Here is a 15,863-nt window from a genome sequence, read left to right on the forward strand (position 1 = left end):
GTGAAGGCAGAAAAGAACAGTCCCCATGATTTCCTTTTCCGTACTGAGAGGTTGCCTCCTAATTTTCTAACACATCGATGTATCGTGTAACATGTATGTGAAACAAGAATATTCGGGGAGTCACAGTGACGATAAATTTCTTATTTAAATATGGTTGGTTTCTCTGGTGGTGTCCTATTGATTGATGAAGCGTATAGCATAACAGCGAATGATTATAGCGATAGTTATGGGAAGGAAAGTCTTACTGAGTTAACAAAAGCTCTTGATGATTATTATGATGACTTAGTTGTAATTACAAGAATCCTCTATTGTAACAATTATTAAATACAAGAAATAATTAGGAGGAGCCAAAGTGTCAATCAATTTAGATACAGAAAAAAAATTACAACAGTTTTTTTCTGAAATCGAGTATCAAACTATTATTAATTTGAATATTGATTATCTTAAAGAAGCTATTTCCCTTAAATTAATTAGTGTTAATAATGATGAATTAATTAAAATTAATATTACGTTTAAACAAGTCATGTCTTATTATATCTATCAAGAACCAGAATATGATACGTATAGACTGAATAACTTTGATGAAGAGTCCAATTTATTATTAACGGAATCAAGCTATTTTCCACAAGGATTTGGTAAAATTATGATTGAAAGTCTAAATAGTGAACTAAAAGAAATAGAAACACTTTCCTCTACTACAAATTTCTATTTCCAAGTTAATAATAAAGACTACTTCTTTATTGAAGCAAACTCCTTAAGTATAAATGGTATAGAGTATAGAAATTTGATTACAGATGATAAAGAGTTGAAGAAACCATTAGATTGAATATTTATCTTTAGGAGCTAAGAGTGTTAAGGCATCTTAGCTCTTTCTTTTCTGCAAACTGCCACTCAATCCCAAAAACAACCATCTCTTCAGCCCTCCCCCTTCATCTTTCCTACCAAACTTAGTATAGTAAATATATATTATCCAATAAATAAACACAAAAACCGCTGGAGGATGAGACCAATCAAAAACGAACCATTATATCAGCAAATTCAAAACAAAATAATAGAGCGAATAAAGGCAGGAAAATGGAGAGTAGGAGACAGAGTTCCCTCTGAAAAGGAATTAATGGATGAATTTCATGTAAGCCAGATTACTACCAAGAATGCATTAGCTGGCTTAGCTGATAAAGGAATTGTGGAGCGGATCAAGGGGAAAGGGACGTTTGTCATTGAAAGTAGTTTTACAGGTTCAATGGCTCACAATCACACTTCAAGTGGGTTGATTGGGTTAATTATTCCAACGATGAAGACGAAGGTGGAACAGGATTTTGTTAATTTCCTTGAACAGTATGTGACGGAACGAGGGTATAACTTAGTCATTAAGATATCTAGAGAATCACAGATAAAAGAGGCAGAGGCAATTGAGACATTTCGTGCTATTGGGGTGGAAGGGATTATTATTTTTCCTGCTGAAAAGGAAACGTATAATGAAGCGGTTCTTCGACTTACGCTAGACAAATTTCCTCTCGTATTGATTGATCGATATATGAAGAATATTTCTACATATAGTGTAAGTTCAGAAAATACGCAAGGAGCGTTTGAGACTATTTCTTATCTGTTGAATAAAGGGCATGAACAGATTGCACTTATCTCTCCATTAATAACAAACACGGTGACGGAAGAACGGGCAAAAGGATTTGAGCAAGCTTTCTTAAGAAAAGGAATTACAATTGATAAAAATCTTTGGCTACCATTGCCATTTGATAAAATATCCGCTGATGAAACGCCTGCACTGATTAAACAATTTTTAATGGAAAACCCGCAGTTAGCTTGCTTATTTACGATGAATGCAGAACTGGCACAGTATGCATATCGCGCTATTTTAGAAGTCCAAAAAGAGTACTTCCGTCCAATAGAGTTAGTCACTTTTGATTCGCCTGGAATAGAAGGTGTAACTTTTGTACAACAGGATATTCAGCGATGTAGCAAGGATACGGTGAAGTTATTAATGCAACAACTAGCTGGCGAATACGATCCGAAACGAATTTTTATCCCGGTAAATATAGTGCTTGCTGCAGGAAATGAAAAATAAGGAAAGAGTATGCTACCTAATTCATGGTGGCTATTTTTTTGTCTTAAAATTGTCTCCTTCTTACCGTTTGAATACTTTCCTTTTTTTTCTAATAAGTAGGACTTTTCAATCAAAAAAGTATAAAAGGTATATTATATACTAAGTTTAGTATATGTTTACGAATTGGGATAATATAAGATGTTTGTAAGCGCTTTTAATAGTTGTGGAATAACATCTATAGATTGGGTTTAATAGTTTTTCATTCTTCAAAACTTTTTACTAGATTACAGGTACCCAGGGTATACAAAATCAACTTATAACGGATTACGTATACCACTTTTATATAAATGGTATCAACTATTGTTAAAAATATGGGGAGGGGATTATCCTGAAGAAGTTAGTAAAAGTATTACTGTGTGTGAGTTTATGGCTCTCTTTACCGTATGCAGCATTTGCATACAGTAACCCAATGGATTTACCAGAATCTTGGACATGGGATAGTGGGGAGTATTATGGAGAAGGGGACCCATTTATTCTAAAGCATAATGGTATTTATTATCTTTATGTTAGTACGGTAGATGATAAAAGTGGTGTGAAAGCTTGGACATCAGAAGATTTGATGGATTGGAAATATGCGGGTCTTGTTACAGAAGAACCTACTACGAAGGCTGCCTATGCACCGGAAGTAGTTTACTGGAATGGTGAATTCTATATGTATACATCTCCAGGTGGAAATGGGCATTATGTGTATAAAAGTTCAAGTCCACTAGGCCCTTTTAAAAAACAAACGGATAACCTTGGGATGGGAATTGATGGACATGTTTTTATTGATGATGATGGTAAATGGTATTTTTATAGTACGGGATCAAACAGAATAGATGCACGCTCCATGCCATCGCCAACTGAATTTGGCAAAGCAACAGATACTGGTGCAAAAATGAATGGCTGGACAGAAGGAGCAACGGTACTGAAAAGAAACGGCAAATACTATATGACGTATACGGGAAATCATATTTGGAATAAAGCATACCGGATTGACTATGGAGTAAGTGATTCTCCTAATGTTGGTTTTACAACAAACAAGGAGCAAAATCCACTACTATTAAATACGGAAGGGGAAAATGTAGGGTTAGGGCATAACACAGTTGTCCGAGGACCAGACCTAGATTCTGACTACATTGTTTACCATAGTCATGCAAACCCTGGGCGCTACATAAACTTTGACCGCATAGCATGGAATGGAGATAAAATGCTAGTGCTAGGACCAACAACCTCTGACCAACCAGATCCTGCATTACCGGATTTTAGTGATCGATTTGCTCGCACTGACATCGGAGAGGATTGGAAAAATGTAAATGGAGGAAAATGGAGTATTACAGATGATTCTTCTAATTGGCTGGAACAGAAGACTTTGGATGATACGAAATGGTATAGACAAGTAAGTAAGGCAGCAACGAATAAGGAATATACGGCAGAATTCAATCTGAAAATGGTAGAAAAAGGGGAGAGTGAAAATCCTCGACTTGGTGTGGTTTTCTCCTACACTGATGAAAAGAACTACGGGACAGCTGTCTTGAGTCCAGAGCATAATCGACTGGAAACTAATTTTGTTGTTGATGGTGAGGAACAAGGCTGGGAGTACGCAGATTTACCAGAAGGCTATGATTACACAAAGCTACATCAAATGAGAGTAGAAAAGTCAGAAGATACATTTAGAATCTTTGTGGATGGCATGCAAAAGCAAACACGAGAGGTTCGCAATATTGGTGCTGGTAGCATTGGCTACACCACATCAGATGTACACGGAGCTTTTGGCTATACAGCTTCTAGTAATAAAGTAGACGGAAGTAACGCCTTTGATGCCTATAAGCCTTTACCAGGAAAAGTTGAGGCGGTTCATTACAATGCTGGTGGCGAAGGAGTTGGGTATCATGACAAGACAAGTAAAGAAGACGTTAATCCGTATCGACAAGATCATGTAGATATTGCTGACGATTCCGACGGCAGTTATTATGTTGAATCAAATGAAAAAGGGGAATGGCTGAAATACAATGTAAATATTGCAGAAGAAGGCTTATATAATCTGGATTTACGAGTAGGCTCATCTTCTAAAGATGCTAAGGTAAGGATCTTGTTAGATGGAAAGACAGATATAACTGGGGATGTAAGTATTCCGCAATCAACCGATTGGAGAACGTTCTCGATCGAAAAGCTGAAATTACCGAAAGGCAAGCATACTTTAACCATGGAAGTGGTAAAGGGTTCGTTTGATTTTTCAAGCTTTAAAGTACAAGGATACAAAGCAGTTGACAGTTTATATGACGATTTTAATGACGGGGATGCAGAAGGATGGGACGAAATAGAGGGGACATGGAAGGTTGGTCCTTTTGAAGAGCAAAATATTGATTTTGATGAATACAAAAAGGTTCCTGGGGTAATTAATGCAGCCTATTACAACACTGGTGGTGAAGGAGTTGCCTATCATGATACGACGGCTGAGAATATTGGTGGCGTATTCAGAAGGGATTCTGTAGATATAAGAACCAATCCGGAAGGCGGCGGATATGCTGTTGGGTGGAATCAGACTGGTGAATGGCTGAAATACAATGTAAATGTGCAAGAAGCTGGCGAATACAATCTTAAGCTGTATGTAGCTACAACCTTCACAAGTGCAAAGGCACGCATCTGGTTAGATGATGAAACAGATTTAACCGGCGTAATTGATGTCCCAGCTACTGGTGGCTGGAACAATTGGCAGCCTGTTATAAAAAATGGAATTACTTTGCCTAAGGGAAATCACACATTGAAACTAGAATTCGTGGAAGGGGAATTTGATTTTACAAAAATGGAATTAACATCCTTTGATATTCCTAGATCACTCCCTGGACTCATTGAAGCGGAAGACTATAACACTGGTGGCCAAAATGTAGCTTATTATGATAAGACAGAAGGAAACGCTGGTGATGAGTACCGCAACGATGATGTGGATATTCGAAAATTATCTGAAGGGGATTATGCAGTTAGCTCGATTCAAACGGGAGAATGGTTAACGTATGATGTAGATATTTTAGAAGAAGGAAGCTATGGACTTGATTTACTTGTTTCCTCTGTAAGCGATGGAGCGAAGGTGAAAATTCTTTTAGATGACGAGATAGATGTAACAGATGAAATTGCTTTGCCGAAAACGGGAAGCGTGGACACTTGGAAGAATGTATCTTTACAGGATATAGCATTACCAGCTGGCAAACATACGTTAAAAGTGGTTGCTGTAGAAGGTGACTTTGAGCTTTCGAAGTTCATGTTCCACCAATTTGATAAGCACAAAAAGCTTCCAGGTAAAATAATGGCAGCCGACTATATTACCGGTGGAGAAGGAGTAGCCTATCACGATAATACAATCGAAAATATTGGGGGAGAGTATCGACAGGATGCAGTAGATATTCGCGTTAACACTGAAGGTGGCTACAACGTTGGATGGAATCAAACAGGAGAATGGTTAAAGTATAATGTTGATATTGCAGAAGCCGGTACTTACGATTTGGCCATAAATGTAGCTACAACCTATAAAGATAGTCAAATCCGCTTATGGCTTGATGATTCAGTTGATTTAACAGGTGTTATTGATGTGCCAAGTACAGGCGATTGGAATACTTGGGGAAATGTTATCAAGGAAGATGTTTCCTTACCAGCTGGAAAGCATACCATTAAAGTGGAAATAGTAAAAGGGGAATATGATTTTAACTATTTTGAGTTCCTAGAGGAAATCGAAGTAACAGAGCCACAAATAATAGGGGAGTACAATGCAAGTAGTGAGACATTTGCCAAATCAGTCATCGGTGAAAAAGAATGGAAAGACTATATTGTGGAAGCCGATGTTAAAGTGGCAGAAGGATCTGGAGACGGAGGAGTCATCTTTAGAGTAAACAATCCTGCTAATGGAATCGAGCTTAGCCAAAATAATGCTGATTTTATGCAAGGATATGTTGCTTATATAAATGAAGACGGAGTCCACCTTGGAAAGCAAAATTATAATTGGGAGTATCTAGATGGTGCTTCACTTAAAGAACCAACATCCACTTGGCATCATATGAAGATTGAAGTGAATGGGACAACGATTAAAGTGTATGTGGATGATATGAAGACACCGAAAATTGATTTTACGGACAATAGTCTTACTGCCTTTACACAAGGAAAAGTAGGGGTAAGATCCAATTATAATAATACGAAGTTTGATAATTTCCTTGTTAGACCATACGAAGCAGATCATTCGTCCATTCAAGAATTATTGGATATGTATAAGGGTTCAGGGGAGCTAAAGGATAGTCTTTATGCGAGCTTGAGCAATAAACTGAAGCAATCCCAAAAACATCTAGAGAAAGGAAAAGAAGACCAAGCAATTAAATTTCTCCAAGATATGATCAAACTGATTAATAATGACAAAAATGAGAAATTGCCTGCTGATAAAAAGGAAAGTCTGGAGTTAGAGATAGAAAGATTGATAGAACAATTGTGATAAAGGATGTTGGTGTCAGGTACCGTAAAAAGACAGTTGTCTTTTTACGGTGCCTGACACTATTTTATACGGAGTTAAATAACAAAAAAATTCTCCAATATTAATACAGTATTCTTTGTAAGAAAAATAACTCAAATCTGAAAAGCTCCAAGAAGTGATTCCTTGGAGCTTTAATTAGTAACTTATGTTTGGTTTGGGACTTTGATCGATTTGATCATCTGTTGTATTGATCCGAGATGGTAGGCAGAGTGAGCGAGCGCCCCCAACAAACCATTCGATGTCTGTTCATCTAAGGAGTCAAGTGAATCAATCTTTTTTAATAGTGTTGTGTATTCTAGTTGAAGTTCGTCAGTAAATTGAGCCCATGTGATTTTATCAACGTTTGTGATTTTCCATGATGCTCCCCAGTCCTTACTGGGTTCTTCCCCATTTAAGTAGGAATTCGCAACCCATAAATAATAGCGGGTATGATCTGTTTGTGCGGCAATTGTTGTACCATTGATAGCTATTGAAGCATCTTCTGCCGATACCTTTTCAAGTGTTCCGAATAATCCACTACCAGGTTTCGCTTCTGTGTACCAGCTTGCGTTTTCTTTAGGTCCATCATATGTTTCCTTCAACAATGTTCTAACAGCTACCAACATCGGATTGTCCATCTCAGTACCTCCTGAATTAGTATTTAACCATCAAAACTACTTTTGATGGTTAAATTATAACTGAGTTGATTATAACCGTCAATATGCATTATGATGGTTATAGTAAAGGAGCTTTGATTATGTCGGAAATGAACGCTTATATGATGGTCGGAGAACGTTTGTGTATGGATTTTATCAATACCGTCAGTTGGAGAGAAAGTACGGAGAAAAGGCGGGATTGGTTTACTAGCTACGCCAAATTGGTCGACTGGTGCATCCGTGCTGAAGTCTTGACCGAACAACAAGCTAAAGCCCTTCTTTTAAAGGCGCAGGAGAAACAGTCTGAAGCTGGAGAAGTTCTAAAACAGACTATCGAAATGCGGGAGGTCATGTATCGAATCTTCCAGTCCATTTCAAAGGGGACATCGCCACATCCGCTAGACCTGAAAAGTTTCAATGATTTTGTAAGCCACTTCTATCAAACTTTGCTTGTAATCCAAGAAAAGGATCATTACAGGTTGAAGTTCATGTATAACGAGGAAAACTTGGACACTATGCTCCCTCCAATTTTACAATCTGCTGTTGATTTACTCGTTTCTAAAAACGACCTGGAACGAGTCAAACAATGTGAGGGGGACTCTTGTGGATGGTTATTCTTTGATACGAGTCGGAACCGGAGCCGGCGTTGGTGTTCAATGGCCGATTGCGGTAATCGAGCTAAAGCACGGCGGTTTTACCAAAAATAAAAGTGATTAGATACTGTTTTTGTGGATTGTCTGCCTACTAAGTTATATCGCACCATTACCGTAAAGAAGGATATTATAAAATTTTCTAACTGTATTACCATCAAGATAACCAGGCTTTGTATCACTTTATCTCCAACTTTATTCGGACTGTCGATACCAAAATCAAAGGATTCGTTTGGTTGAATAAGGGAGCAGGTACCCACATTGTTGGGTATCTGCTTTTTCATTGAGTGTATTTAAATTCTTTAACGAGTTGTCTCCATCAGTATCCTGGATAATAAGGAGTTGGATAGGGATACGGGGATGGATAAGGATATGCATACGGGTAAGGAGCAGGTACTGGATAAGGAGCTGGTGTTGCCGCCGCGCCAAGTGCTAATCCTGTAAGAGTACCTAATGCAAATCCTCCTCCTGGATAATTTCCACCTTGATGAGACCAGCTTCCACCGTGTCCCCAATTTGGATGTCCGCCTCCATGCTGATGCCAATTAGTGTTACCGCCGCCATGTTGGTGCCAATTAGTGTGACCACCATGGCCTCCTGATGGATGACCTCCACCACCGTGATGTGACCTCATACCTGTTTGATTAAAATTCATCATTGTTTTGGGCCCCTTTCTTTAAAATCTCTATATCATATGCCTATCCTTTCCAAATGGGTATAACATAGTTGGTAAAAAATAACCCTCACTCGAATTTAGGGAATGGGATGTTTTCCAAGTAGTATTTCAAAGTCGGTGGCACTGTAAAAAGACAGTTGTCTATTTATGGTGCCTGGGACCATTTTTCAAGATATGATTAAGCTTCTTCATAACGACAAAAACGAGAAATTGCATACTGATAAAAAAGGCTTGAAGTCAGAGATAGAAAGATTGATAGAGAAATTGTGATTGGGGATGAACAGCCTTAAACAAGGTACCTGACCCGAAAGTGAAATAAAATACCTTCTTAAAATCATGTGCTATTTATTTAGTGCATGATTTTTTGTATTGGTTATAAGAGAGGCAAGTATATACTTAATAAATTATCTAAAATTCTCAATCTTTTTAATTGAGAACTATTATCATTTGTTGTATAGTAGATAGTACAATATAAAATAATGGAGTAAGGAGAATATACTATGCAAATATACTGGACGAAAATAAATAAGATTGTTGAGGAAACGCCTGAGGTTAAAACGTATCAACTTGAGCTTCCGAAAGACTTTACATGGGAAGAAGGTTCCCACACTCATTTTGCACTGAAAGGCTTCAATGCTGGAGAAAAACCAAACCGCAGCTTAATTCGTCATATGTCCATCTCTTCCTTACCGCACGAAAATACAATCGGAATTACGACACGCATAAGAGAGCAGTGCTCGGAGTTTAAATCGATTTTAAGAGATCTTGAAGTTGGCAATGAGGTTGCAATATTTAAAACGCATTCGAATTTACCGCTGAAAAGGGAAGGCAAAAATGTTTACCTGCTATCATCAGGTGTTGGTCTGGCAACTTTTAGACCGATTGTGCTGGAGTTTTTCGAACGTGCTGACAACGTCAATCACATTCATTCTCTAAACATTGATTCATCAAAAGCTTTCTTATTCACCGATATTTTTACATCTGCACCTGACAAGAAGTTCAAGGCACAATTCACTGATAATCGTAAAGACTATTACGAAGAAGTGAAAAATCTTGCTGCAGACAAGGATGGTCTCTTCTATGTTGTTGGCAGCGATGACTTCCTTCTGCAGAATATTGAAGTACTGCGTGAACAGGGCATCAAGCCAGAACAGATTATGCTCGATAAGCGTGAACAAGAATTGCCTAAGTTTTTATCCATTGAATCGACTCTTTAAGAGGGAACAAGAACGAAAAAAGGACTGCATCCAGTCCTTTCAGGCTGTCGAGAAAGTCTCGACAGCTTTTTTCACAATTTCACTATACAACATATAGTGGTTTGATAATATCTTGCAAACCAAATGTCGTGGTCAAAATCAATTAAAACATCAAAAACCCCCTTTTTCAAAATCATACTTTTAAAAATAGGGGGGTTTTTCTACAAGCTGAAAGGACTGCATCCAGTCCTTTTTTATTTAAACCAGCCTTTTTCCTTAAACCTAGTGATGGCTTCGATTCGGTTTTTTACTTCTAATTTATCGAGTATCATGCTGATATAATTTCGTACAGTTCCGGTCTTAATGGATAGTTCTTGGGCGATTTCTTTTGTGTTTTTGCCATTTGCAACTAGCGTAAGCACTTCTTTTTCCCGCTCTGTGAGGGGATTTTCTTCTTTGTATACGTCATCGACTAGTTCTGGTGCGTAAATTCTTCTTCCTTCCATCACACTGCGGATGCTATTTGCCAAATCGTCGCTCGGACTGTCCTTGAGTAAATAGGCCGATACGCCAGCTTTCAATGCACGCTGGAAATAGCCGGATCTGGCAAAGGTCGTTAAAATAATGACTTTGCATGGATGGCTCATTAGTTCTTCTGCTGCTTCCAAGCCAGTTTTAGCAGGCATTTCAATGTCCATTATACAAATATCAGGATTCTTTTCCTTGACTAGCTGAATGGCTTCTTCTCCATTTTTTGCTTTGCCGACAACCGTAATATCGTCTTCTAAATCAAGCAATGAACCTAATGCACCTAGAAGAAGGCGTTGGTCTTCGGCAATGACAATCCGGATCATACTATGTCCTCCTTTTCTATTATTTTTCCATCACGTGGAACGACTATTTTTACGATTGTTCCAGCGTTCGCGGTAATCTCTAATGTACCGTTGATAAAATCCAAGCGTTCTCTCATGCCCGCCAATCCGCTACCTTTGTGAGCATCTTCCTTCTTAAAAGGAGTAGTTCCATTATCTTTGATTTCCATGATTGTTTCTTTTTTATTTTGGTTGATGCTTATGTTGCAGGTGGTTGCATTACTATGTCGTACTACATTTGTAACGGCTTCTTTTAAGCACATGCTGATAATGTTTTCTGCAATCGATGAAATTCTTAGATTGGAAGCTATATCGTAAGTAAGGCTTATTTCAGCTGCTTCAACTATTTTTTTGACGAGGAGGAGCTCGTCTTTTAATTTTATGCCACGCATTTCAGAAACCATCTTCCTGACTTCATTTAATGCTGTTCTAGAAGCATGCTGAATATCTTTCAGTTCCAATCGGGCTTGCTCTGGATCCTTATAAACTAGCTTTCTTGCTAAATCACTTTTTAAACCAATAAGGGATAGTTTTTGTCCAAGAGTATCATGAAGATCTCTGGCAATTCGCTGTCTTTCTTCTAGTTTTACTAAATCGGAAATACGCTTATTCGCATCTTCTAGTTTTTCCTGTAGCTGATCCTTCTCTTTACGGTTCTGGATGGTCAAGGGTAATAAAATAACGCCAAACCAGATGATTAGCACAAAGGGAAGCTGCTTTATCAGCAAGGAATCACCTATGATGATTTTGAAGTAAATCGCGAATGTTGTAACCGCTAAGTGTATAAAGTAAAGGATAAAAAAGGGAATCCGTTTTTTTATATTGCCGATAAAATAGGAAAGAAAAAAAGAAAAATACACATAGCTGTATGCATAAATGGCGATAGTAGATATCCCGATTAATAAGGATGGCCATAAATAGATCGTCCAGCCTTTTGAAAGATACGCAATTCTGTAAAATAGAAAAAATAAAATGGTTAGGATGATGCCAGCTATCACATCAACTGCTGCAGAGGCGTGGAATATAAAATAAAAGGGCAAAATGGTAAGCAATGTCCAAATATAAGGAGAAATGCCGGTGCTTTTTTTTAAAATCTCTAATCTTTTTATCATTGTTTAGAACCTCGTTATTTATTGGCTGTTATTCATCCATTTTAACATAATCAAGCAGCAATTAATGGCATTAAACCTTATAATTGCTGCTCAGATTAGTTGCTTCCATCAAAAGAGACTTTTCGTTTTACTGCATTTCAGATCTTGCAGACATAGAAAGAGCTTTCTTTTGTTTTTTCCATTCATAAAAACTGATAAACTTTTTGTCTTTTTCATCCCATAAACGGAATTTTAAAGAACGAAGACTGCTTGCCAGTGTTATAGTTGGAACATTCTGAAGAGGCTCCGTCTGTTGATGGACATGCTCTAAGTTGTAATTAGGCACTCTCGGACTTAAATGATGCACATGATGGTAGCCAATATTGCCAGTCAGCCATTGCATCCATTTTGGAAGGCGATAGAAGGAGCTTCCTTCTACTGCAGCTTTTACGTAATCCCAATTTTTATCTTCCTCAAAGTAAGTGTCTTCAAAGGTATGCTGCACATAAAACAGCCATACCCCAACAGATCCAGAAATAAGAAAGATCGGCAGCTGGACGAGCAAGAAAGAAGACCAGCCAAGTGTTGTTCCAAGAAGAACTACTAATAGAACGATAGAAATATTCGTTACGTACGTATTTAACCTTTCCTTCGATCTAGCTCCTTTACGGTTGAATCGATTAGCTAATAGGAATTCATAAATAGGTCCTAATATAAACATGATGAACGGATTGCGGTATAAACGATATTGGATTTTTACCATTAAAGAGGCATTTTCATACTCCTCTATCGTCATCATCCATAAATCGCCAACTCCGCGCTTATCCAGGTTGCTGCTTGTTGCATGGTGAATAGAATGGCTATGCTGCCATTTACTATAGGGAAATAAGGTTAAGATTCCAGTAATTGTTCCTAAAATCTTATTGGCCTTACGGTTCTTAAAGAAAGAAAAGTGGCAGCAATCGTGAAAAATGATAAAAATTCTTACCAAAAATCCTGCCGCTGCTATTGAAAACACAAGGGTTAATAGATAGGAAATGCTCAAGCTTTTATAGGCTACAATCCAAAGTAATAAAAAGGGTAGAATAGTATTGATAAGCTGCCAGACACTTGTTTTTACAGTGGATTTCTCAAAGGGTGCTACAGCATTTCTCAATTGTTTTAAGTTTTTAATATTCATTTTTTGCTTCCCTTCTATAAATAGTTATCTATAGTATAAAGATGTACCAAACATATTTGCAGACATACATGTCATGTTTGCTATATGACATTTGTCATATAGAGAAATTTGTCCTTGGAAAAGTCATGTAACCAAGGGGCAAAGCGTAAGCTGAAATGACAGGAATCAAGCATATTATCAAGTCTATATGTTTATCTTTTCCAAATATGGAGGAGCCTATGTTTTTTACTTTTTGTTTTGAAGTCATATCATAAAGGGAGGCTTGTTATGAAAGAAATCCTTATGAAATATATGGAGAAATATACAACGCTAAAGGAAGAAGAGCAGCAGGCGATTATAGAAGAGATAGTAATAAAGGAATTTAATAAGGGGACTTATTTAATTAAACAGGGAGATTTCCCGACTAAGCATTGTTTTTTTGTATTGAAAGGGTGTGTAAGGCAATACCATGTAGAGGTGGATGGAAAAGAAATTACCACCAATTTTTTTACAGAAGAACAAGCAATTATGCTGGTTAATTTGGAAGAAGCGGGTCAAGCATCGAATTACTCCTTAAATTGTTTAGAAGACTGCGTATTGGTTGTTGCAGATGTTGAATCGGAACAAGAAATGTACCAGCAATATAAGGGACTGGAATCTATGACCCGTCGTATGATGGAAGCTTATCTAATTCAAGCGCAACATGAATATGCAAAATTTATTCGTTCTTCCCCTGAAGAGCGCTATAAAGCAATCATTCAAACACGAGCAGATTTACTCCAACGTGTACCCCAACATCAATTGGCAAGCTACCTAGGTATAACCCCTGAGTCATTAAGCAGAATCAAAAAGCGAATGCAATAAACCTTCCCGATATATCTCTATTAACTTAAGTCAATGCAGTATCTGTATGATCCATCTACAATGATGAAAAAGGAATTCAAGGAGGATAAAGATGAAAGCAATTATTTCGGAAAAGTATGGAACGCCAGATACGCTTAAAGTAGGGGAGGTAGATAAGCCTATACCTAAAGATAAGGAAGTACTTGTAAAAGTTTATGCATCATCCATTAATTTTGGCAATCTTGCTCTTTTAACAGGAAAACCGCTGCCAGTGCGGTTGGCATTTGGACTTAAGAAACCGAAATATCGTATTCCTGGTGGAGACATCGCAGGAGTAGTGGAGGCTATAGGGAAGGATGTTACTAAACTACAGATTGGAAATCGGGTATATGGTGACTTAGCTACTAGCGGCTGGGGTGCCTTTGCAGAGTATGCTGCTGTGGATGAAAAAGTATTGGCTTTAATGCCTAGTAATCTATCGTTTACAGAAATGGCCGGCGTCCCAATGGCAGGAACCACTGCAATACAAGCGATTAGAGATATAGGCAAGGTAAGGGCTGGACAAAATGTACTAATTCATGGTGCATCAGGTGGTGTAGGAACATTTGCTGTCCAAATCGCAAAGGCATTGGGTGCAGAAGTAACAGCGGTGGTCAGTACGAGAAACGTCGACCTTGTAAAATCCCTTGGAGCTGATCATGTGATTGATTATAAAAAAGATGATTTTGTCAATGAAACTAAGACCTTTGATACGATATTCGGAGTGAACGGATCCCAATCTATTTTTACCTATAAGAAAAAGCTAAAAGAAAATGGCGTATTCATTCATGTTGGTGGAGCTAATAGTCAATTCTATCAAACGATGCTATTAGGTCCCTTGTTATCCCTATTTGGAAAAAAGAAATTTATCCCCTTCCTGCAGAGACCAAATCAACAAGATTTAGTTTTTATAAATGGGCTAATAGAAGAAGGGAAAGTAAAGCCAGTAATGGATAGAAGCTATTCTCTAAAGGAGGTTCCAAAAGCATTTCAATATTTCGAAAAAGGGCATGCACAGGGAAAAGTGATTATTACAATAGAATAGGTCGAATAGTTTTCAGGGACAAGGGGTCTGTCCCTTTTGTCCCTGGGAGCGCTCAGTTTGGGACATAGGGCTATTGACAAGTGAAGCTATTCTGCGGTACTATATACCAGTAGTAAGTAATACTTAATATGTGTGTCACATACTACCTAAGAATATAGTACTTTGAAAATATGGTGAATTATAAATGGGGTTGAAAAGGTGGAAAATATTACAGAAATGCTAAAAGGAGTGCTTGAGGGGTGTGTGCTTGAGATCATCAGCCGTGGGGAAACTTACGGATATGAAATCACGCAACAGCTGCGAGAACTTGGCTTCACGGATGTAGTGGAAGGAACAGTTTATACGATTACCATGCGGTTGGAAAAAAACAATTTGGTGGATATCGAGAAAAAGCCATCTAATATGGGACCTCCAAGGAAATTTTATACTTTAAATGGAGCTGGCCAAGAGCAACTTAAAATGTTTTGGGCAAAATGGGAATTTGTCTCTAGCAAAATTACTGAACTTAAAACAAAAAAATCAAAAGGGGATAACATTATATGAGTATTTTTGAAAAAATTATTGGCAGTTTGGAAGATAAGCGTGAATGGAAGGAGATGGAGGCACGTGCGAAGGCTCTTCCGGTTGAGTACCACCATGCATACAAGGCTATTCAAAAATATATGTGGACTGCTGGTGGTGCTCCGACCGACTGGAAGGACAGCAGTCGTATCTTTTCCGGTATACTGGAGCTCTTGGAGGAAGGAGCAGCGGAAGGCAAGCAAGTTACTGACCTAACAGGCGAGGATGTAGCAGCTTTTTGTGACGAGCTAGTGAAGGATGAGCAAACTTGGAAGGATAAGTATCGTAAGAAGTTGATCGATACCATTGGTCGTGGATAACGGTCACACTCTAGTGAACCTTAACCAAATATTTACGATGCAAATCTGAAAATTTAGTTTGAGTTGCTTTACACGAAAATATTGGGAATGAGAGCATTATGAACCAAATAATAGCTATATGGACTGAATAGTTGTTACCAAGGTAAATTACCATCTTAACTATTC

At 37.9% G+C, this 15,863-nt stretch carries 15 protein-coding genes; 10 read left to right on the forward strand and 5 right to left on the reverse strand.

Features of this window, described 5'->3' with window-relative positions; translation table 11 throughout:
• Window positions 1–177: 177 nt before the first annotated feature.
• From NYE52_RS04350 to NYE52_RS04365, 4 genes are all read left to right on the forward strand, one after another.
• The gene (locus tag NYE52_RS04350; RefSeq protein ID WP_341191931.1) at window positions 178–324 is read left to right on the forward strand and encodes a hypothetical protein; all 147 of its coding nucleotides are present in this window, start codon (window positions 178–180) and stop codon (window positions 322–324) included.
• A 28-nt stretch (window positions 325–352) separates the two neighbouring features.
• Window positions 353–826, forward strand: a complete 474-nt coding sequence (locus NYE52_RS04355; protein ID WP_341191932.1) for a YxiG family protein — start codon at window positions 353–355, stop codon at window positions 824–826.
• Window positions 827–1,000: 174 nt separating this feature from the next.
• A complete protein-coding gene (locus NYE52_RS04360) occupies window positions 1,001–2,080 on the forward strand; it encodes a GntR family transcriptional regulator (protein WP_341191933.1) in 1,080 nt (359 codons plus the stop codon).
• 397 nt (window positions 2,081–2,477) lie between these two features.
• Entirely contained in the window at window positions 2,478–6,572 is a 4,095-nt protein-coding gene (locus NYE52_RS04365; RefSeq protein WP_341191934.1) for a carbohydrate-binding protein, read from the forward strand.
• A gap of 182 nt (window positions 6,573–6,754) precedes the next feature.
• Here the strand turns inward: NYE52_RS04365 and NYE52_RS04370 are convergent, their stop codons facing one another.
• Window positions 6,755–7,228 carry a hypothetical protein gene (locus NYE52_RS04370; protein ID WP_341191935.1) on the reverse strand — a complete coding sequence of 158 codons (474 nt, stop codon included), beginning with the start codon at window positions 7,226–7,228 and terminating at the stop codon, window positions 6,755–6,757.
• A gap of 119 nt (window positions 7,229–7,347) precedes the next feature.
• Between NYE52_RS04370 and NYE52_RS04375 the strand changes: the two genes are divergently transcribed.
• Window positions 7,348–7,953 carry a CGNR zinc finger domain-containing protein gene (locus NYE52_RS04375; RefSeq protein ID WP_341191936.1) on the forward strand — a complete coding sequence of 202 codons (606 nt, stop codon included), beginning with the start codon at window positions 7,348–7,350 and terminating at the stop codon, window positions 7,951–7,953.
• 262 nt (window positions 7,954–8,215) lie between these two features.
• Here the strand turns inward: NYE52_RS04375 and NYE52_RS04380 are convergent, their stop codons facing one another.
• The gene (locus NYE52_RS04380; protein WP_445669089.1) at window positions 8,216–8,554 is read right to left on the reverse strand and encodes a hypothetical protein; all 339 of its coding nucleotides are present in this window, start codon (window positions 8,552–8,554) and stop codon (window positions 8,216–8,218) included.
• Window positions 8,555–9,072: 518 nt separating this feature from the next.
• Here NYE52_RS04380 and NYE52_RS04385 point away from each other — a divergent pair.
• A complete protein-coding gene (locus tag NYE52_RS04385) occupies window positions 9,073–9,789 on the forward strand; it encodes a dihydropteridine reductase (RefSeq protein WP_341191937.1) in 717 nt (238 codons plus the stop codon).
• A 233-nt stretch (window positions 9,790–10,022) separates the two neighbouring features.
• On the opposite strand, the gene NYE52_RS04390 is transcribed toward NYE52_RS04385, so the two are convergent.
• The 3 genes from NYE52_RS04390 to NYE52_RS04400 all read right to left on the reverse strand — a co-directional run bounded on the left by NYE52_RS04390 (window position 10,023) and on the right by NYE52_RS04400 (window position 12,911).
• Window positions 10,023–10,622, reverse strand: a complete 600-nt coding sequence (locus tag NYE52_RS04390) for a response regulator transcription factor (RefSeq protein ID WP_341191938.1) — start codon at window positions 10,620–10,622, stop codon at window positions 10,023–10,025.
• Window positions 10,619–11,752 carry a sensor histidine kinase gene (locus NYE52_RS04395; protein WP_341191939.1) on the reverse strand — a complete coding sequence of 378 codons (1,134 nt, stop codon included), beginning with the start codon at window positions 11,750–11,752 and terminating at the stop codon, window positions 10,619–10,621. Before NYE52_RS04395 ends, NYE52_RS04390 begins: the two co-directional genes overlap by 4 nt.
• A 127-nt stretch (window positions 11,753–11,879) precedes the next feature.
• Window positions 11,880–12,911 carry a fatty acid desaturase gene (locus NYE52_RS04400; protein WP_341191940.1) on the reverse strand — a complete coding sequence of 344 codons (1,032 nt, stop codon included), beginning with the start codon at window positions 12,909–12,911 and terminating at the stop codon, window positions 11,880–11,882.
• A 267-nt stretch (window positions 12,912–13,178) separates the two neighbouring features.
• Between NYE52_RS04400 and NYE52_RS04405 the strand changes: the two genes are divergently transcribed.
• The 4 genes from NYE52_RS04405 (at window position 13,179) to NYE52_RS04420 (ending at window position 15,698) form a co-directional block, all read left to right on the forward strand.
• Window positions 13,179–13,754, forward strand: a complete 576-nt coding sequence (locus tag NYE52_RS04405) for a Crp/Fnr family transcriptional regulator (protein WP_341191941.1) — start codon at window positions 13,179–13,181, stop codon at window positions 13,752–13,754.
• 91 nt (window positions 13,755–13,845) lie between these two features.
• Entirely contained in the window at window positions 13,846–14,817 is a 972-nt protein-coding gene (locus NYE52_RS04410; RefSeq protein ID WP_341191942.1) for an NAD(P)-dependent alcohol dehydrogenase, read from the forward strand.
• Window positions 14,818–15,015: 198 nt separating this feature from the next.
• On the forward strand, window positions 15,016–15,360 hold the full coding sequence (locus tag NYE52_RS04415; protein WP_016204131.1) for a PadR family transcriptional regulator: 345 nt from the start codon (window positions 15,016–15,018) through the stop codon (window positions 15,358–15,360).
• Entirely contained in the window at window positions 15,357–15,698 is a 342-nt protein-coding gene (locus tag NYE52_RS04420; RefSeq protein ID WP_341191943.1) for a DUF1048 domain-containing protein, read from the forward strand. Before NYE52_RS04415 ends, NYE52_RS04420 begins: the two co-directional genes overlap by 4 nt.
• The last annotated feature ends 165 nt before the right edge of the window (window positions 15,699–15,863 follow it).

The organism is Niallia sp. FSL W8-0635 (genome assembly GCF_038007965.1).
In the GTDB taxonomy this organism is placed as follows: domain Bacteria; phylum Bacillota; class Bacilli; order Bacillales; family Cytobacillaceae; genus Niallia.